Origin of the sequence: Bacillus sp. FSL R5-0512, assembly GCF_038593295.1 — a bacterium.
In the GTDB taxonomy this organism is placed as follows: Bacteria; Bacillota; Bacilli; order Bacillales; family Bacillaceae; genus Bacillus; species Bacillus safensis.
In genome coordinates this window covers 2,108,390-2,126,123 of record NZ_CP151982.1, presented here as the reverse complement: position 1 = coordinate 2,126,123, position 17,734 = coordinate 2,108,390, and the positions used below count along the sequence as shown (strand labels likewise).

The 17,734-nt window shown below is 40.6% G+C and carries 23 protein-coding genes; 21 read left to right on the top strand and 2 right to left on the bottom strand.

From position 1 onward, the window contains the following. Positions 1-234 precede the first annotated feature (234 nt). The 5 genes from NSQ25_RS10840 to NSQ25_RS10820 all read left to right on the top strand — a co-directional run bounded on the left by NSQ25_RS10840 (position 235) and on the right by NSQ25_RS10820 (position 3,908). A complete protein-coding gene (locus NSQ25_RS10840) occupies positions 235-714 on the top strand; it encodes a GNAT family N-acetyltransferase (protein WP_024428048.1) in 480 nt (159 codons plus the stop codon). Then, positions 711-1,685, top strand: coding sequence for a GNAT family N-acetyltransferase (locus NSQ25_RS10835; protein ID WP_034280332.1), 975 nt, complete (start codon positions 711-713; stop codon positions 1,683-1,685). Before NSQ25_RS10840 ends, NSQ25_RS10835 begins: the two co-directional genes overlap by 4 nt. 79 nt (positions 1,686-1,764) lie before the next feature. After that, complete coding sequence (locus NSQ25_RS10830; protein ID WP_024428050.1) at positions 1,765-2,091, top strand: iron-sulfur cluster biosynthesis family protein; 327 nt, start codon at positions 1,765-1,767, stop codon at positions 2,089-2,091. Positions 2,092-2,103: 12 nt separating this feature from the next. Beyond that, on the top strand, positions 2,104-2,343 hold the full coding sequence (locus tag NSQ25_RS10825; RefSeq protein ID WP_061109315.1) for a YqkC family protein: 240 nt from the start codon (positions 2,104-2,106) through the stop codon (positions 2,341-2,343). A 302-nt stretch (positions 2,344-2,645) separates the two neighbouring features. Beyond that, a complete protein-coding gene (locus NSQ25_RS10820) occupies positions 2,646-3,908 on the top strand; it encodes a tetratricopeptide repeat protein (protein WP_046311682.1) in 1,263 nt (420 codons plus the stop codon). Between the two features lie 26 nt (positions 3,909-3,934). On the opposite strand, the gene NSQ25_RS10815 is transcribed toward NSQ25_RS10820, so the two are convergent. Beyond that, positions 3,935-4,861, bottom strand: a complete 927-nt coding sequence (locus NSQ25_RS10815; protein WP_065214660.1) for an alpha/beta hydrolase — start codon at positions 4,859-4,861, stop codon at positions 3,935-3,937. 123 nt (positions 4,862-4,984) lie between these two features. Here NSQ25_RS10815 and NSQ25_RS10810 point away from each other — a divergent pair, with 123 nt between their 5' ends. Beyond that, on the top strand, positions 4,985-5,209 hold the full coding sequence (locus tag NSQ25_RS10810; protein ID WP_024422881.1) for a YqkE family protein: 225 nt from the start codon (positions 4,985-4,987) through the stop codon (positions 5,207-5,209). Positions 5,210-5,393: 184 nt separating this feature from the next. Continuing rightward, a complete protein-coding gene (locus NSQ25_RS10805) occupies positions 5,394-5,798 on the top strand; it encodes an antimicrobial peptide LCI (protein ID WP_224426704.1) in 405 nt (134 codons plus the stop codon). Between the two features lie 138 nt (positions 5,799-5,936). On the opposite strand, the gene NSQ25_RS10800 is transcribed toward NSQ25_RS10805, so the two are convergent. Further along, entirely contained in the window at positions 5,937-6,860 is a 924-nt protein-coding gene (locus tag NSQ25_RS10800) for an aldo/keto reductase (protein WP_024422879.1), read from the bottom strand. 168 nt (positions 6,861-7,028) lie between these two features. Here NSQ25_RS10800 and NSQ25_RS10795 point away from each other — a divergent pair, with 168 nt between their 5' ends. From NSQ25_RS10795 to spoIIAB, 14 genes are all read left to right on the top strand, one after another. Beyond that, complete coding sequence (locus tag NSQ25_RS10795) at positions 7,029-7,586, top strand: NUDIX hydrolase (RefSeq protein WP_065214662.1); 558 nt, start codon at positions 7,029-7,031, stop codon at positions 7,584-7,586. Further along, positions 7,583-8,764, top strand: coding sequence for a TIGR00375 family protein (locus tag NSQ25_RS10790; RefSeq protein ID WP_326136248.1), 1,182 nt, complete (start codon positions 7,583-7,585; stop codon positions 8,762-8,764). Before NSQ25_RS10795 ends, NSQ25_RS10790 begins: the two co-directional genes overlap by 4 nt. Then, a complete protein-coding gene (locus tag NSQ25_RS10785; RefSeq protein WP_034280347.1) occupies positions 8,751-9,203 on the top strand; it encodes a GNAT family N-acetyltransferase in 453 nt (150 codons plus the stop codon). The genes NSQ25_RS10790 and NSQ25_RS10785 overlap by 14 nt, the downstream gene beginning before the upstream one ends. Before the next feature lie 68 nt (positions 9,204-9,271). Further along, the gene (locus tag NSQ25_RS10780; RefSeq protein WP_034280349.1) at positions 9,272-9,493 is read left to right on the top strand and encodes a hypothetical protein; all 222 of its coding nucleotides are present in this window, start codon (positions 9,272-9,274) and stop codon (positions 9,491-9,493) included. Between the two features lie 110 nt (positions 9,494-9,603). Next, entirely contained in the window at positions 9,604-10,734 is a 1,131-nt protein-coding gene (locus tag NSQ25_RS10775; RefSeq protein WP_326136249.1) for a S8 family peptidase, read from the top strand. Between the two features lie 116 nt (positions 10,735-10,850). Next, positions 10,851-11,495 carry a stage II sporulation protein M gene (gene spoIIM / locus NSQ25_RS10770; protein WP_024422873.1) on the top strand — a complete coding sequence of 215 codons (645 nt, stop codon included), beginning with the start codon at positions 10,851-10,853 and terminating at the stop codon, positions 11,493-11,495. A gap of 110 nt (positions 11,496-11,605) precedes the next feature. Further along, the gene (fur, locus tag NSQ25_RS10765) at positions 11,606-12,058 is read left to right on the top strand and encodes a ferric iron uptake transcriptional regulator (protein ID WP_003215577.1); all 453 of its coding nucleotides are present in this window, start codon (positions 11,606-11,608) and stop codon (positions 12,056-12,058) included. A gap of 117 nt (positions 12,059-12,175) precedes the next feature. Beyond that, positions 12,176-12,403, top strand: coding sequence for a YqzK family protein (locus NSQ25_RS10760; RefSeq protein WP_024428058.1), 228 nt, complete (start codon positions 12,176-12,178; stop codon positions 12,401-12,403). Between the two features lie 6 nt (positions 12,404-12,409). Continuing rightward, positions 12,410-13,300, top strand: coding sequence for a site-specific tyrosine recombinase XerD (xerD, locus tag NSQ25_RS10755; protein ID WP_111926489.1), 891 nt, complete (start codon positions 12,410-12,412; stop codon positions 13,298-13,300). Between the two features lie 153 nt (positions 13,301-13,453). Then, positions 13,454-14,638 carry a phosphopentomutase gene (gene deoB, locus NSQ25_RS10750; RefSeq protein ID WP_041117869.1) on the top strand — a complete coding sequence of 395 codons (1,185 nt, stop codon included), beginning with the start codon at positions 13,454-13,456 and terminating at the stop codon, positions 14,636-14,638. Between the two features lie 11 nt (positions 14,639-14,649). Further along, complete coding sequence (locus tag NSQ25_RS10745) at positions 14,650-15,462, top strand: purine-nucleoside phosphorylase (protein WP_041117867.1); 813 nt, start codon at positions 14,650-14,652, stop codon at positions 15,460-15,462. A gap of 126 nt (positions 15,463-15,588) precedes the next feature. After that, entirely contained in the window at positions 15,589-16,776 is a 1,188-nt protein-coding gene (locus tag NSQ25_RS10740) for a D-alanyl-D-alanine carboxypeptidase family protein (protein WP_065214665.1), read from the top strand. 160 nt (positions 16,777-16,936) lie between these two features. After that, positions 16,937-17,290: an anti-sigma F factor antagonist gene (gene spoIIAA, locus NSQ25_RS10735; protein ID WP_024422866.1), complete on the top strand. Its 354-nt coding sequence runs from the start codon at positions 16,937-16,939 to the stop codon at positions 17,288-17,290. Continuing rightward, entirely contained in the window at positions 17,287-17,727 is a 441-nt protein-coding gene (gene spoIIAB / locus NSQ25_RS10730) for an anti-sigma F factor (protein ID WP_024422865.1), read from the top strand. Before spoIIAA ends, spoIIAB begins: the two co-directional genes overlap by 4 nt. Positions 17,728-17,734 lie beyond the last annotated feature (7 nt).

Sequence of the window (17,734 nt, the reverse complement as noted above, 5' to 3'; positions counted from 1 at the left end):
ATCTTAACATAACAAAAGAATAAAACTTTCGCACAAAAAGTGAACTTTTTGAAATAAGTGTGAAGATTTAAAAGGAGATGACAGCGAAAGAACGAAGAACCAACAAAGCTGAAAGGAAAAAAGGCTGATACATCACCTTTACAAACAATTGATCAGACAGGTAGACTATTGAAACAGTTGATTTTTTGTGAAAAAAGAGCGGTACAGCTAAAAACGAAAAGGGGCGAGGTCATCATGATACGTCAAGTAAAACCGTCAGATTTTTATGCGGTCACATCCGTCATTCAAAGCTGGTGGGGAGGCAGAGATTTGCGCGCAAAATTGCCAAAGCTATTTTTCGAACATTTTCAGCAAACAAGTTTTGTTGTTGTTGAAAAAGGTGAACTGATCGGCTTTTTAGTCGGTTTTTTATCGCAATCACATTCAGATGAAGCGTATATTCACTTTGTCGGGGTACATCCAGACCACCGGAAATTAAAGATTGGTAAAATTCTCTATCAAGCGTTTTATGAAGCGGCTGAAAAGGAAGGAAGAACGACGATTAAGGCCATCACAGCTCCTGTCAATAAAGTCTCGATTGCTTACCATACAAAGCTCGGTTTTCAGATAGAAAAGGGAGATAAAACAGTGGATGGCATTTCAGTTTTTTCAGATTACGACGGCATTCATGAAGACCGGGTGCTATTTGTGAAAAAGCTGGAGGCGAAAGCATGATCATCAGACTGGATCAAAAAAATAAAGAAATAGCAAAAGAGCTGTTACATATACAATTAGCCGCATATCAGCGGGAGGCAGAACAAATTGGCTATCAAGATTTACCGCCCTTAAAAGAAACGGTTAAAGACATAATAGAAACAGATGAGATTTTCATAGGATTTGAAAAAGAGGGGCATTTGTTAGGGATCGCTTCATATGAACTACATGACGATCGGATCATCCTCAGCCGGTTAGCTGTGCACCCACATCATGTCAATCAAGGAATCGGGACAGCGCTCCTGCAATCCATTATCCAGCATCAAAAAACAATCGAGCTCACAACAGCAGAGGCAAATACACCAGCAATCAAGCTTTATGAAAAATTAGGGTTTAAACAGAAGGCCCGTTTGCAGGTGGAAAACAATCTGATGTTAACAAAGATGGAACGTTTGATGCTTCGAAAGGTGGAAGTGATTGAATACCAATCGAGCTGGCCAAAACAATTTCAAGATGAGCATGACAAGCTGAAAAAGATAGTTGGCGACAACTGGGTATATGGCCACCATATTGGCAGTACGTCAGTCATAGGAATGGCGGCTAAGCCAATTATTGATATCTTGCTAGAGGTGAAGCATATCAGCAGCTTAGATGAGTGTAACCATCTGTTTCGCCAGCTTGGATATGAACCGCTCGGAGAAAATGGACTCAAGGGAAGACGTTTTTTTAGAAAAGGCGGCTTGAACCGAACACATCACGTTCACGCCTATGAAGCCGGACATGATGATGTAAAAAGGCATTTGGTGTTCCGAGATTATTTAAAAGCTGCACCTGACCGTGCCAAAGTCTATGCAGATAAAAAGCGTCAATTGGCAAAAGCCTATCCTGAAGATATGGCAAGTTATATCAAAGGAAAAGATGAGCTCATTAAAGAAATTGAACAAGAAGCGTACAATTGGTCAGACCAGTTAAAGACAAATGATCAGACATAAGAGCTGACAGGGCGTGAACATGTTTAATTGATGACTGATATGTTACAATGTAACAATCAACGAAAAAAGGATGTTCGGCATGTATATTCATATAACAGAACCAGCAGCAGCGTTCCTTACAAAACAACAAGCAGGGCATGAAACAAAAGAACTGCTCCTTCGATATGATTCAGATGGGTGCGGCTGTGCGGTAAGCGGTGTCCCAATGATTTGGCTCACAGGCGAAAGAACAGGCGAATGGGAAGAACTCAAGCATAATCAGCTCTTTAAGCTGTACATACACACAGCACAAAAGGTCTTTTTTGACGAGGAAATGACGATTGATTTTAACGAAAAAGCCAACACACTCATGTTGAAAAGTCCTCAACAAATACTCAGCCCGAGAATGGGTATACTTGTAAAGTAAGGTGGAAATGTAGTGGATCAAAAGCTAAAAGCAATACAAAATACGGCACAAAATAAAACATGGGTGTCGTTTTTAAATAACAATCATCCCTATAGCCTTTTGCACTGGTCAATAGGTGGAATGGATTCGGTGAAAAAGGACGTTTGGCTTCTTCAAGATGAAGTCACATTTGAAACAGAAGAATTTCCAACGCTCGATTTAGCTGTCAATTGGATCAAAGAGAATATGGACCAAGTAACAGATGTATTATAAAAGCCCTTTTTCGAAAGGGTTTTTTTCGTGCGTTCATCATCTCATCACACCGCATGGCTGTCTAATCCGGAAAATGATCTTTTGGGAACGGAAAAAGCCGTTTTTTAACAAACAATTCGACAAAATGAGCAAGCTGGAAATAAAAAAATAATGGCTGTAAATGCCGAAAAATAGGCATTTGCAGCGTTAATTGCGGGATACCGAAAACTTTGCGAAAAATGACATTTCATATTTCTTCCATTCGAGGAAATGTGATAGAATACAACATGTATCGTATATGAGAAGGGAGGTGCTAAAGTGAATTGAAGCTCAAGCTGTCATCGCCTCAGGTTGGAATCAAAATAAACGAATGGTATAGGCAGATTTGCGGATTTCATGTGATGAAAGCAGAGAAGCTGAAGGCGGAGATCGAGCAGGAAATCCTGGAGATGGAGCAGGATCAAAACTTGTTATTGTTTTACCAGCTGATGGATTTTCGCCACAAGGTGATGCTTGAATATTTTGAACCGGCAAAGAAAGCCTCGAATGATGAAGAGATTAAGAATTTGCTAGAAACGATTGAACATTCACAAACGAAATTAACGGATATGCTTGAATACTATGTTCATTTTTTCACAGGAATGTTTGAATTTGAACAGAGAAACTATTTAAGTGCCATTGCTTATTACCGCTCAGCAGAAAAAAAGCTCAATCTCATATCAGATGATATAGAAAGAGCAGAATTTTACTTTAAATTAGCAGAAATTTACTACCACATGAAACAAACCCACTTTTCGATGCACTATGCCTTGCAAGCGTTAGATACGTATTCTGCCTACAGAACGTACACGCTGAGAATCATCCACTGTGAATTTGTCATTGGTGCAAACTATGATGATTTGAAATGCTATGAACATGCATTGCCCTACTTTAAAAATGCTCTAAAGCGAGCACGCTCAATTGGAAACCCTCGAGTCATAGGTTCGGCCCTTTTCAACTTAGGTAACTGTTATTATCAAATGAACGATCTTGCGGAAGCAAGGCGTTATCTGAAAGACTCTATTGAAGTGTTTGAAAAGGAGAATTTAACCCATCTTAATCGCTCTCTAGACCCACTATTTATGCTGACACAAATCCTGTTTAAACAAAAACAAATAGAAGAGTCATTAACCCTCTATCAACAAGGTATTATGAAGGCCTGTGAATTAGAAGATGAAATTTACATCTGCAAATTTCAATTCTTAAAAGCATTGTACGTTGATGCAGACATAACAATCATAGACGATACATTAGACCTGCTCGAGGACAAGCGCTTATACCCAGATATTGAGGAATTGGCACTTGATGCGGCTCATTATTACAATGAGCTTGGACTGTTTGAAGTATCTACCCGGTTTTACGAAAGGAAAATTCAAGCCATATCAAAAATCCAAAATGGGGGTCATTTATATGAAAACGAGTTTGATAGTTCTTTTATTGGCAGCAACTGCAGGATTATCGGTCATGAGTCAGCAGCAATCGGAAGAGAGCCATATGGAGCTTGCGGGCAGACACCATACAACAGTGGTGACTATCGCATAAGTTAGCTCAAAAAGAGGGGACGAACTGCTGTTCATTCTCCTCTTTTATTTTCATTCAATTCAAATCTTTGAAGAAATGCTTGAATTTCTTGCTCATAAGCTTCCTTATTTTCGCTAAAAGACATTGCATGCGCACCGTGTGGCGCAATAAATAACTGTTTGTCACCCTTTTTTCGAGTATATAACTGCTGACTTTGCTCACAGGGGATATAGTCGTCATGGCGGCTATGAATAAAAAGTACAGGTTCTTTCACCTGATCGATCACATCAAGAGGGGAAACTTGCCGGATGCGGTATCCGTCCCGCCATTTTAACACTTGATCACTTAGTGGAAGAATCCATTTTCCTGAAAGGCGAAAATCTGTTTTTAATCGATACAGAAGCTGGTCTTCAAAAGAAGCAAAAGGGCAGTCTGCTATGTAGAAATTGGCGTTTGCTTCCGGCTTTGCGGCATATAACAAGGTCGTGACTGCGCCCATTGATTCTCCGTGTATCCCAATAATGGCACTTTCTCCGAGTTTTTGTCTGAGCCACTTTACGATCTTTGCTAGATCTTCTTTTTCATAATATCCATAACTTGTGGTTTTCCCGCCGCTCATTCCATGTCTTCTATGATCATAAAGCATCACATTCCATCCGAGCTTTTGGAATAATTTCATATACTTAACGGAGTTAATCAAACTGACTGTAACACCGTGGCAAAGGACGATTGTGCGTGTTGTATGGGGATACGGCACAAAATAGCCATGGAGATCATAACCAAATGCTGAAGGAATACACACTTTCTCTTTTTTGAGCTGTTGAAATTCCTCGTGGTGATAATGGCCTCCATCTGATTCTCGTTTGATGAGCTCTTTATCCGTTAATTTTCGAATATACATCATTTTATTGGTGAAAAAAATACCAATTGCAGCGAGTGGACATAATATGAAGGCAAATATAGCGATCCATTTCTTCATCTAGCCGATTCTTCCTTTCCGTGGTTTTTTCTATGACGATCATACCACATCTTGGGAGATTGGCGTGCCTCTTGCTCAGAAAATAAAACGGATGATACACTAAATCAAAAGGAGAGAGGCACAATGAAAAAGACCAAACAAGATCAAGCGAAATTAAAGGATGGCATAAACGATGATGTCAAACAGCAGCTTCTTCAAATGAAGCAGAACCTTGCCGTCGAGACAGAAAAAAGAGAAGAACAAAAACGACAAGACCTCCTTCGGCAGCAGAAAGAAAAAGAAAAAAACAAAAGTTTTTCAGAGCTGCTAGATGAAAGCCATTTAGACTGGAGAAAGTATAAAAGCTAAAAAAGAGGGCGATGATGCTCTCTTTTTTTCTTAAGATAGATCCACAGCAGAAACATAGAAGTGTATAAAGAGAAAAGCAATTCTTCCCCCTTCACATCACTTCATTTCAGAATCGTGACAGTATGATATTTACAGTCAAACGAAACGAAATCCCATAACTTAAGTTTAAGATAGAAGTAAAAAGGTGAGTATTGAATTATTTAAATTCCTTTTTATTGAAAATATGGTTATTAAGACCCTTTTGATAGAGGATCATTCTCCTTATAATGAAGGTGTATTACAAAATTTGGGAATGGAGATGATTCACATGAAATTGAGAAAAACAATGGCTGGAGTCGCTTTATCTTTAGGATTGCTTTTACCTGTTTCTGGACAAGCTCTTGCTACAAATGATTTAACGAATGCTGATTTGAGTACAAAGGCTACTTCAATTGTAGATTGTTCTGTAACCCCTTTTAAAGGCGCAAGTAATCGACTATGTATGTATTCAGATAATGGTTCTTTTGCAAATAGTTTCAGTCGCTTTGGTACTACATTTTATCTTAAAGGCAAATCTGGAAATTATGCATATTATGAAAGTGCAAGATAAGGACAACGGGGCTTTTAGCCCCTCCTCATTTTTAATAGAGAAACACTAGCATCATACATACGCTAAAATAAAAAGATTGTAGAAAAACATGAGTTCTTCTACAATCTGAGAGATCACACCATGTGATCTCTTTTTATATTATTTAAACCGATGCGTTTCATACACAGATGGTTTTGTATAGTAAGTTAATGCTTTGACTTCTTGGTCACTTAATGAACGTGCATTTGCTGCTGCTATATTTTCTTTTAACTGATCCACTGAGCTTGCACCAAATACAACGGAACTGACCGCAGAATGTTTCAGTATATACTGAATGGACAGTTCAGTGAGTGATAGGTCATAAGCGACTTTCTTTAAAGAAGGAATGATCTGCTGAAGCTCTTCAAATGAATATTGAAGATAGCCGTTTTTTTGAATCGCTGCACTTGCTTGAGAAAGTGGCTTTTCAGTTAATAATCCTTTCGCTAAAGGACCTCTTGCGACGACGCTAATGCTTTGTTCTTCAAGTAGAGAGAACCATTCTTCTGGGCGGCGGTCGAGTAAACTATATTGCATCATCACGCTTACGATATTGGACTTTTTGGCATATTCTTTAATGACATTTGGACGGATAGATGAAATGCCATAATAGCGAATTACGCCTTCCTCTACCAATTCTTCAAAAGCCTCAATCGTTTCATCAATGGGGTCATCAATCGTGCCTCCGTGCAATTGATATAAATCAATATAATCTGTTTGAAGCCGCTTGAGGCTTTGTTTTACTGCTTCCTTTATGTACGCTTTTGAAGGGTCCCAGTCCCAGCCTGGTTTGCCTTTTTCAAAGCGGTTGCCGCCTTTTGTCGCCAAAATCAAATCCTGACGTCTGTTTTTAATGGCTTCCCCGACAATTTCCTCATTTGTCCCAAAATCATATAAATCGGCTGTATCCAGATAGTTAATTCCGAGATCAATGGCCTCATCTAATAAAGAGAGCGCTTTTTCTTTTTCCGTCCCAAGAGACATGCATCCTAGTGCCGCCTCGCTCACTAAGAGATCTGAGGTGCCAATTCGTCTTTTTTTCAATTCCATCACACTCCTATCCCTTCACATTAAGTGAAAAAAATCAGGAATTCAAGCTAGGTGATTTCAAATGGCGCATTGAAGCAAGCGTTTCGCTTTTCGCTTCTCTTAAATCATCTATGTTAAAATAAATGAAGTAAAAAGTGAAAGTAGAACGAGGAGCTGACAAAATTGAAGGACTTTGAAGAAAAAACATTATCGTCGAAAGAATTATACAACGGAAAAATCATTGATTTGGTTCTTGAAGATGTAGAATTGCCTAACGGAAAACAAGGCAAACGCGAAATCATTAAACATCCTGGTGCAGTAGCCGTCATTGCACGTACAGCCGAAAATAAAATCATCTTGGTCAAACAATACCGTAAAGCACTAGAGAGAGCCATCGTTGAAATTCCAGCCGGAAAACTAGAAAAAGGGGAAGAGCCGGCACATACAGCATTAAGAGAATTAGAAGAAGAAACAGGATATACAACCCAGCAGCTTCAAAAGCTGACGGCCTTTTATACATCACCTGGTTTTGCAGATGAAATTGTTCACATCTATCTAGCAGATCAGCTAGTTCCGCTTGAAGAAAAAAGAGAGCTGGATGAAGATGAATTTGTCGAAGTAATGGAAGTTTCATTAGAAGAAGCTCTGCACCTCATTGAAAAGCAGCATATTTATGATGCAAAAACAGCCTATGCCATTCAGTACTTACAACTGCAAGAGGTACTTGAGTCAACAAAATGAAGGAATTTTTTGCAGACATCCATATCCATATTGGCAGAACAAGAACAGGCAGAGCTGTCAAAATTACAGGTGCAAGGTCACTGACAATTGATCAAATTCTTATTGAAGCAGCAGAAAGTAAAGGGATGGGGATGATTGGTGTGATTGATGCACAATCTCCAGAAGTCCTAGAAGAATTAATAGAAGGTGTAGAGGAAGGCAGGTACACGGAACAAAATGACGGCGGTTTATCATTTGGACAGACAGTGCTGCTTTTAGGCAGTGAATTAGAAATCAATGATGACCATTCAAAGGGTCCGATTCATGTGCTGGCATTTATGCCCACACTACACAAAATGTCTGAGTTTTCCGCATGGCTTTCGCTTCATATGAAAAATGTGCATTTGAGTTCACAGCGCCTCTATGTTGATGGGAAAACACTTCAGCGCAAGGTTAAGGAGCTGGGAGGATTGTTTATTCCTGCTCATATATTCACGCCTCATAAAAGTCTATACGGCAAAGGGGTCAACACTTCTTTGACGGAAGTATTTGATCCTGACCTTATTGATGCTGTTGAGCTTGGTCTTAGCTGTGATACGTCAATGGCGTCCCAGCTGAGTGAGCTGAACCGGTATCCTTTTTTAACGAATTCAGATGCTCATTCTTTAGGAAAAATCGCGCGGGAATATACAAAAATCAAAATGGATCATGCCTCTTTTGCCGAATTCAAGCTAGCTCTTGAAGAAAAAGATGGCAGAGCCGTCACAGGAAATTATGGACTTGCTCCGCGGCTTGGGAAGTATTATCATACGACCTGCGAGAAATGCGGGGTTAGACCTCACGCACCAGATCAAGAAGAGTGCCATGTATGCGGACATACACGGATGACAAAAGGAGTAAGTGAACGTTTAAAAGAGCTTGCTGACCAAGAAAGTGAAAAAGGAACGAGACCTCCTTATGTTCATCAGCTCCCGCTTCAGTTTATTCCGGGTGTTGGACCTAAAACGCTGGAGAAGCTTAAAGCCGTGTTTCACACAGAGATGAATATTCTACATCAAGCAACAGAACAAGAACTAAAAGCCGTTCTGCCAGAAAAGACAGCGGGCTACATCATCAAAGCAAGGAAGGGCGAAGTCGGACTGATCGCTGGTGGAGGCGGAGTGTACGGTAAGGTGGATATCAATCATGAGTCACATTAAATGGACATGTCAAACGTTTGAACAATTGTCAAAAGAGGATCTTTACTTGATTCTTATGGAAAGAGTCAACGTGTTTGTTGTAGAACAAACATGCCCTTACCCTGAAATTGATCACCGGGACCAAGATGCGCTTCATCTCATCGCAAAAGAGAACGGCACGATTGTGGCTTATTGCCGAATTTTCCAAAACGGGATCATGTACAAGGAGGCGTCCATCGGCCGCGTGCTTGTGACGCAGGCCGGGCGGAAAAAAGGCTATGGAAAGCTGCTGCTCATCAAGGCTTTGGAAAAGCTTAGTGAACTAGGTGAAACAAGTGTCAAAATACAGGCGCAAGCCTACCTGAAGTCATTTTACGAATCATTTGGTTTCAAGGCTGTCTCAGATGTTTATGATGAAGATGGGATTCCGCATCTTGATATGGTGAAAACAGAAAGATAGACGTTTTTACGTCTATCTTTTTTATGTAACATCGTGTATCATAACGTCAACGAAAGGGGTTTTGCCAAATGGGAAAAAGCAAAGCAAAGAAAAAACGAGAGCATATCCAAAGGCAGCAGAGCCGTAATCCAGAACTGTCGAGAGGAAACATGCCGCATTTTAGCACACACGAAAGGAAGACAAAAACAAAACAGGAAGCCTTGCAGCATATGATGAAGAAACATAAAGGACGAAATGCTTATGATCACTATCAAGAGGATCATAAGCATTTTTATTTTGCTTTTTTGTGACAACTAGATCAAATAAATGGAAAAATTTAAAAAATAGGACAAACGGTCGTTTCTTTTTGTCTAAATATGTAGTTAAATGACAAAAAGAAACGAAAGGGAGAGTGAGTATCGTGAACGTCAAGTCATTTGGAGCAGGGCTTTGTATGGCAAGTGTGCTTGTGACATCCGTCATGTTTGGCGCGTCAGATATTTCTGCAAAGGAGCAAACAAAAAAAGAGTACATGATCGGCTTTTCTTCTTCCGTTCAAGACAAAACACAAAAACAGCTTGTAGAAGAAGCTGGCGGGCATGTGAAAGAATCAATAGAGCAAATAGATATGATGAAAGTGTCGCTGAATGAGACTTCGAAAAAGAAACTGAATGAAGCAAAAGAAGTGACCTTTATCGAGGAAGACCAAAAAGCAAAAACAAGCGGTCAAACGATTCCATACGGCGTCAAAAGCATCAAAGCACAAAAGGTACATAAACATGGATACGCTGGACAGAATGTCAAAGTAGCCGTTCTTGACAGCGGCATCGACGGCAAACATGAGGATTTACATGTCACCGGCGGCGTGAGCTTTGTACCGGCAGAGTCTGATCCATTTGTTGATCCGCATAAACATGGAACGCATGTGGCAGGCACAATTGCAGCATTAGATAATAAGGTAGGTGTCGTGGGTGTTGCACCAAAAGCTTCTATCTATGCTGTCAAGGTGGCAGATGAAAATGGTGACGGCTACTATAGCTGGATCATAAAAGGGATTGAATGGGCCATTGAGAATGACATGGATGTCATCAATATTAGTATGGGGGGAGCAAGTGAATCTGAGGCGCTGAAAGAAGCGGTAGATCGAGCGTATGATAAAGGGATTCTCATTGTGGCTTCTGCAGGGAATGAAGGAAGCTATGGCTCTCTCAATACGATTGACTATCCGGCTAAATACAGTTCCGTGATGGCGGTTGCCTCTGTTGACCAAAAAAAGCAAAGAGCTTTTGATTCATCTGTTGGCGAAGAACTGGAAGTCTCAGCACCAGGCGTTTCAACGCTGAGCACCATCCCTCATAACGAATATGGCTACATGAGCGGAACGTCAATGGCATCACCGCATGTAGCGGGCGCAGCGGCTGTCATTCTATCAAAACATCCGAATCTGACAAACGATGAAGTACGCGAGAGACTGTCAAAAACGGCGACAAAGCTTGGAGAACCTTTTTATTACGGTGCCGGGCTTGTGAACGTACAAAAAGCCGCACGATAAATGAAAAAGAGAAAGCAGTGAGCAGGCTGCTTTCTCTTTTTTCTTTCGATAAAACTGTCATGTTTCGTAATCTCTCTCATAGAATCTAGTAACCTTACTATTTGGGAGGAAGACACATGCGGAAAAAGTCTTGGAAGGAGCATCTTCTTCAGCACGTAAAAGATCATCTCTCGATTTATTTATTTGTCTCTGTACTCTTTTTAATGGGTGTGATCTTCGGGGCGATTATTGTCAATAGCATGACATTCAGCCAGAAAGAGGATTTATTCTATTATTTAAATCAATTTTTTGGTCAGCTGACGAATGAGAAAGCAGCTGAATCAAAAGAAATGTTTCTACAAAGCTTCCTGCATCATATGAAATATTTAGGCCTTATGTGGATTCTGGGAATCTCCATCGTTGGTCTGCCGCTTATCTTTCTTATGATCTTTTTAAAAGGAATTGTTGTTGGGTTTACTGTTGGTTTTCTCGTGAATCAAATGGGGCTGAGTGGATTTTTTCTCTCGTTTGTATCGGTGCTTCCGCAAAACATTTTGCTCATTCCAGCCTATTTAGTGATTGGCACTTGTGCGATTGCGTTTTCCATCCGTCTCATTGGACAGCTCTTCATGAAAAAAACCATCAGTCAAGCACCCGTCCAGTGGTTTGGCCGGTATGCATCTGTTCTGCTGATGATTTTAGCGCTTGCTGCACTGTCGTCTTTTTTTGAATCGTACATATCATTCATGCTGATGAAAAAGCTGGCAGGTGTTCTTTTATAATTGTTATTAATTAATAATCAATTTATTTATCAATTTAAAATGATTATAGTTGGCTCTCAGCACATCATTTGATATAATGATCAAGTAATGTGGCGTAGGAGGGAAAGTCAATGGAAAATAGGATTGATCGAATTAAGAAGCAGCTTCATTCTTCCAGCTACAAGCTCACGCCACAGCGTGAAGCCACAGTAAGAGTACTGCTTGAGAATGAAGAAGACCATTTAAGTGCAGAAGATGTATACCTCCTCGTAAAAGAGAAGTCTCCTGAAATTGGTCTTGCTACTGTTTATCGGACGTTAGAATTGCTCACTGAACTGAAAGTTGTTGATAAAATTAACTTTGGAGACGGCGTTTCGCGATATGATCTTCGCAAAGAAGGAGCCGCTCACTTCCATCATCATCTTGTCTGCATGGAATGCGGAACAGTCGATGAGATAGAAGATGATTTATTAGAAGATGTCGAAGAGATTATTGAACGTGACTGGAAATTTAAAATTAAGGATCATAGATTGACATTCCATGGTATTTGCCACCGGTGTCATGATGATGAATCCGGCAAATAATCCGAATTGGAACCTTTTCATTTAAGATGAAGAGGTTTTTTGCATTTTCGCTGTATATTCTTTGTCCCACCTGGCATATGCTGAAGTAATGAGAAGGTGAGAAAGGACTTGAAGTTTATGCGAAAATGGCTCAAAACAACAGGTGAAGTGATCAAAGTATTTATCTTGTTCACTGGTTTTACCGTCCTGTTCTATTATGCTATGATATGGATAAATTCAGAATATGAAAGCTACCATCGTTATGATAAACCAGAGGGTGCAGCAATTAAAGTGATGGAAATGGATCAGCCGAATCAAGACAACTGGCAAGACCGATTGATTTATTTTTATCAAAACGGGGAGTAGAAATCATTGAACGATCAATTATCCGACTTTATTCATTTTATGACCGTAGAGAGAGGACTCTCTGAAAATACCATTGTTTCTTATAAAAGAGATTTACAGAACTACTTGTCTTTTTTAATGACACATGAACAGCTGACGGATATTAGCGATGTCACGCGTCTGCATATCATTCATTATTTAAAGCAGCTAAAAGAGGAAGGGAAATCGAGTAAAACGTCTGTACGGCATCTATCATCGATCCGTTCCTTTCATCAATTTCTGCTTCGGGAAAAAGTGACAACGGATGACCCGTCATGGAACATTGAAACGCAAAAAACAGAGCGGACTTTACCGAAAGTTCTATCATTAGGAGAGGTCGAAAAGCTGCTTGATACACCAAATCAAAACACTCCCTTTGACTACCGAGACAAAGCAATGCTTGAGCTCTTATATGCAACGGGCATTCGCGTCAGTGAAATGCTGGATCTGACCCTTGCGGATGTTCACCTCACAATGGGCTTTATCCGCTGTTTTGGAAAAGGAAGAAAAGAGCGAATTGTGCCAATTGGTGAAGCTGCTGCAAGCGCGATTGAAGAATATATCGAAAAGGGAAGAAGCAAGCTGTTAAAAAAACAGCCGTCCGATGCCCTATTTCTCAATCATCATGGGAAAAAAATGTCGCGTCAAGGCTTCTGGAAGAACTTGAAAAAACGAGCCATCGAAGCAGGGATTCAAAAGGAACTGACGCCTCATACGCTCAGACATTCATTTGCTACACACCTGCTTGAAAACGGTGCGGACTTAAGAGCTGTACAGGAAATGCTCGGACATGCCGATATCTCAACAACACAAATTTATACACATGTGACGAAAACAAGACTGAAAGATGTGTATCACAAATTCCATCCAAGGGCATAAGTAAAGCATGACACAGTGAACGGGTGTCATGCTTTTTCATGTTTACACCGTTTATGGTTGTCAACTGGCTTGTAAACGGTTTATACTTGAGATGTCTGACCTCTCGCTGTTTGTAAGGTCAAAAGACAAGAATATTGAAGGAGGCGCTTTTTAATGCCTGATTATCAGTATAAACGCATTTTCCTCGTCGTCATGGATTCAGTAGGAATTGGGGAAGCACCAGATGCTGCTGATTTTAATGATGTAGGTGCAGATACACTTGGACATATTGCTGAAAAAATGAACGGGCTTCATATGCCGAATATGGCGAAGCTTGGGCTGAGTCATATTAAAGAAATCAAAGGAATTCCAGCGGATGAAAAACCGCTTGCGTATTATGGAAAAATGCAAGAAGCATCAAACGGTAAAGACACAATGACAGGACACTGGGAAATCATGGGTCTTTACATAGACACACCGTTCAAAGTCTTTCCAGAAGGATTCCCAGATGAACTATTAAATGAACTAAAAGAAAAAACAGGCCGAGGTATTATTGGAAATAAACCTGCGTCTGGTACGGAAATTTTAGATGAGCTTGGCGAAGAGCACATGAAAACAGGCGATTTAATTGTTTATACATCTGCGGATTCTGTGCTGCAAATTGCTGCGCACGAAGAAGTTGTGCCATTAGATGAACTTTATCGTATTTGTGAAATTGCCCGTGAACTCACATTAGATGAAAAATATATGGTTGGCCGGATTATCGCTCGTCCGTTTGTCGGAGAGCCTGGCGCATTTGTTAGAACGCCAAACCGTCATGACTATGCGTTAAAACCATTTGACCGTACAGTCATGAATGAACTGAAAGATGATGGACTCGATGTCATTGCGATCGGAAAAATCTCTGATATTTATGACGGCGAGGGTATCACATCATCTCTTAGAACAAAATCAAACATGGATGGAATGGACAAGCTGGTCGATACACTTAAAACAGACTTTACAGGACTAAGTTTTTTAAACCTTGTTGATTTTGACGCTCTTTACGGACATAGAAGAGATCCAGAGGGTTATGGAAAAGCACTAGAGGAATTTGATGCACGTCTTCCTGAAGTGTTTGACCTGTTGAAAGAGGATGACCTTCTTGTGATCACAGCAGATCATGGTAATGACCCAGTTCATCACGGAACAGATCATACAAGAGAATATGTTCCGCTCATTGCTTACAGCAAAAAGCATCAGGAAGCAAATGAACTGCCAACAGCAAAAACGTTTGCTGATCTTGGGGCAACCGTTGCAGATAATTTCAAGACAACGATGCCAAAATACGGAACAAGCTTTTTATCTAAACTCAAATAGGGGGAGATTTCGTGGGAGCACAGTTTTCAGAAGCGGCGGCATACATTAAACAAGCATCGACATATGTACCAACAGTTGGGCTCATTTTAGGATCAGGACTTGGCATTTTAGCAGATGAGATTGAAAATCCAATCAAAATAAAATATGAAGATATTCCTGGATTCCCTGTTTCAACAGTAGAGGGACATGCAGGACAGCTCGTGATCGGAACGCTGAAAGGCACTGTCGTTTGCGCTATGCAAGGACGTTTTCATTTCTATGAAGGATATGATATGAAGCAAGTGACGTTTCCTGTCCGTGTGATGAAAGAAATTGGCATTGACACATGCATTGTCACAAATGCAGCCGGCGGTGTGAATACGTCATTCCGCCCAGGAGATCTCATGCTGATCACAGATCATATCAATATGATGGGAACCAATCCATTAATTGGCCCAAATGACAGTCAAGGCGTCCGTTTCCCTGATATGTCTGCACCGTACGATAAAGAACTATTGGCACTTGCAGAAGAAACAGCCCAGCGTTTAGGTATATCTGTACAGCAAGGGGTTTATGCAGGGATGACAGGGCCTTCATATGAAACACCTGCTGAAGTTCGTTTCCTAAGAACACTTGGAGCAGATGCGGTCGGAATGTCGACTGTTCCAGAAGTCATTGTTGCGCGTCATGCAGGAATCAAAGTACTTGGCATTTCATGCATTTCCAATGCGGCATCTGGTATTTTGGATCAGCCGCTGTCTCATGATGAAGTGATCGAAGTAACGGAAAAAGTGAAAGCAAGTTTTCTTGATTTAGTAAAAGACATTGTCAAACAACTTTCATAGCATGTGTCCAGAAGCCTTCTGCTACCCAAGCAGAAGGTTTTTTTTATTTGCAATCATACGATCTCTGAATAAAACAGCCTGTATGAGGAAAAAATAGAAAGGATTACGATAATGGAGGTCTGCCACTTGAAACGTCATATATGTGCATTGTTTATTTTAATGATCCTTATCTCAATGGTTTCACCATCAGCGATAGCAAAAGAAAAGATTGAAAAACCAGGAGAAAAACAAACATCAGAATTGGCACACGAAGCCAAATCAGCGATCTTAATAGAACGAGACACGGGAAAGGTGCTTTACAACAAAAACAGCGATGAAAAGCTTGCACCCGCAAGTATGACCAAAATCATGACGATGCTTCTCATCATGGAAGCCATTGATCAAGGTAAACTAAAAATGACAGACAAGGTCAGAACGAGCGACTATGCAGCGTCCATGGGAGGCTCACAAATCTTCCTTGAACCAGGAGAAGAAATGACCGTAAAAGAAATGCTGAAAGGCATTGCGATTGCGTCAGGAAATGATGCTTCAGTTGCCATGGCAGAGCATATTGCAGGATCTGAAGAACAGTTCGTTGAGCAGATGAACAAAAGGGCGAAAGAGCTTGGCCTCACCTCAACGGTCTTTCAAAACCCAACAGGACTTCCTGAAAAAGACCATTACAGCACAGCTCACGATATGGCAAAAATGGCAAAAGAGCTGTTGAAATATGAACAAATCACCAAATTCACAGGTGTCTACGAAGACTTTTTACGGCAAAACACAGATAAAAAATTCTGGCTTGTCAACACAAACCGTCTGATTAAATTTTATCCAGGGGTCGATGGGGTGAAAACAGGTTTTACAGGTGAAGCGAAATACTGTTTAACTGCATCTGCTAAAAAAGGCAACATGCGCGTCATTGCGGTTGTCTTCGGCGCAAGCACTCCGAAAGACAGAAATGCTCAGGTAGTCAAAATGTTAGATTACGCATTTAGTCAATATACGACTCATCCGCTTTACAAAAGAGGGCAAGATGTGGCGGAGGTCAAAGTGAGCAAAGGGAAAAAGAAAAACATTCAGCTCGTTACTTCTGAACCGATCTCCCTTTTAACGAAAAAAGGCGAAAATGTGGATCAGATCAAAAAAGAAATCAAATTGTCTCATGATGTCAAAGCTCCATTTTCAAAAGGAACGGAACTTGGTACGATCGTCTTGAAAAAAGACGGAAAAGTGCTGCATGAAAGCCCTGTAGAAGCAAAAGAAGGAATGGAAAAGGCAGGCGTTTGGACTTTCTTCAAACGAGCAATGGCTGATTTTGTGAAATGGAAATAAAAGGCGAAAGGCTGCTGTAATTGGCAGTCTTTTTGCTATGAGAAAAGAAAAGAACATCTAAATGTGACGAATGGTCACTAGTTTTGTCATGGTGAAGGATTTACTTCATATAAAAGAGAAACATTCTTTATCCGAAATTAGAGCAAGGAGGAAGAAAAAAATGAGCCTTGGTATTGATTTTCAAGTAAAAGAGAGCGTACTTTGCATTCGGTTAACAGGAGAGCTCGATCATCACTCCGCAGAAACATTGAGACAAAAGGTGACGAATTATTTGGAAACAGAGGACATTCGCCACATTGTGCTGAATCTGGCTGATTTATCGTTTATGGACAGCTCTGGACTCGGAGTGATTTTAGGAAGATATAAAGAAATTAAGCAGCTTGGCGGGGAAATGGTCGTCTGTGCCATCTCGCCAGCGGTGAACCGGTTATTTGATATGTCTGGTTTGTTTAAAATCATTCGGATGGAGCCTTCTGAGCAAACGGCTTTGCAAACATTGGGGGTGGCATCATGAGAAATGAAATGAACCTGACTTTTTCGGCATTAAGCCAGAATGAATCGTTTGCAAGGGTGACAGTCGCGGCGTTTATCGCTCAGCTTGACCCGACTTTAGATGAATTAACAGAAATCAAGACCGTTGTATCTGAGGCAGTGACAAACTCCATCATCCATGGCTATGATGGGAATCCAGATGGAAAGGTGCATATCCATGTCACGCTAGATGACCATGTCGTTTATCTTACCATTCGTGACGAAGGTATGGGTATTACAGATCTTGAGGAAGCAAGACAGCCGCTTTTTACAACAAAACCAGACTTAGAGCGCTCTGGAATGGGCTTTACCATCATGGAGAATTTTATGGATGATGTCATGGTGGACTCATCACCAGAAATGGGCACGACCATCCGTTTAACAAAGCATCTATCAAAAAGCAAAGCGCTTTGTAATTAAAGGAGCT

What these genes read in the sequence shown, in the direction of transcription:
- NSQ25_RS10840 (WP_024428048.1), top strand. Translation starts at nt 235, where the DNA reads ATGATACGTCAAGTAAAACCGTCAGATTTTTATGCGGTCACATCCGTC.
- NSQ25_RS10835 (WP_034280332.1), top strand. Translation starts at nt 711, where the DNA reads ATGATCATCAGACTGGATCAAAAAAATAAAGAAATAGCAAAAGAGCTG.
- NSQ25_RS10830 (WP_024428050.1), top strand. Translation starts at nt 1,765, where the DNA reads ATGTATATTCATATAACAGAACCAGCAGCAGCGTTCCTTACAAAACAA.
- NSQ25_RS10815 (WP_065214660.1), bottom strand. Translation starts at nt 4,861, where the DNA reads ATGAAGAAATGGATCGCTATATTTGCCTTCATATTATGTCCACTCGCT.
- NSQ25_RS10810 (WP_024422881.1), top strand. Translation starts at nt 4,985, where the DNA reads ATGAAAAAGACCAAACAAGATCAAGCGAAATTAAAGGATGGCATAAAC.
- NSQ25_RS10790 (WP_326136248.1), top strand. Translation starts at nt 7,583, where the DNA reads ATGAAGGAATTTTTTGCAGACATCCATATCCATATTGGCAGAACAAGA.
- NSQ25_RS10785 (WP_034280347.1), top strand. Translation starts at nt 8,751, where the DNA reads ATGAGTCACATTAAATGGACATGTCAAACGTTTGAACAATTGTCAAAA.
- NSQ25_RS10780 (WP_034280349.1), top strand. Translation starts at nt 9,272, where the DNA reads ATGGGAAAAAGCAAAGCAAAGAAAAAACGAGAGCATATCCAAAGGCAG.
- spoIIM (WP_024422873.1), top strand. Translation starts at nt 10,851, where the DNA reads ATGCGGAAAAAGTCTTGGAAGGAGCATCTTCTTCAGCACGTAAAAGAT.
- fur (WP_003215577.1), top strand. Translation starts at nt 11,606, where the DNA reads ATGGAAAATAGGATTGATCGAATTAAGAAGCAGCTTCATTCTTCCAGC.
- NSQ25_RS10760 (WP_024428058.1), top strand. Translation starts at nt 12,176, where the DNA reads ATGCGAAAATGGCTCAAAACAACAGGTGAAGTGATCAAAGTATTTATC.
- deoB (WP_041117869.1), top strand. Translation starts at nt 13,454, where the DNA reads ATGCCTGATTATCAGTATAAACGCATTTTCCTCGTCGTCATGGATTCA.
- spoIIAA (WP_024422866.1), top strand. Translation starts at nt 16,937, where the DNA reads ATGAGCCTTGGTATTGATTTTCAAGTAAAAGAGAGCGTACTTTGCATT.
- spoIIAB (WP_024422865.1), top strand. Translation starts at nt 17,287, where the DNA reads ATGAGAAATGAAATGAACCTGACTTTTTCGGCATTAAGCCAGAATGAA.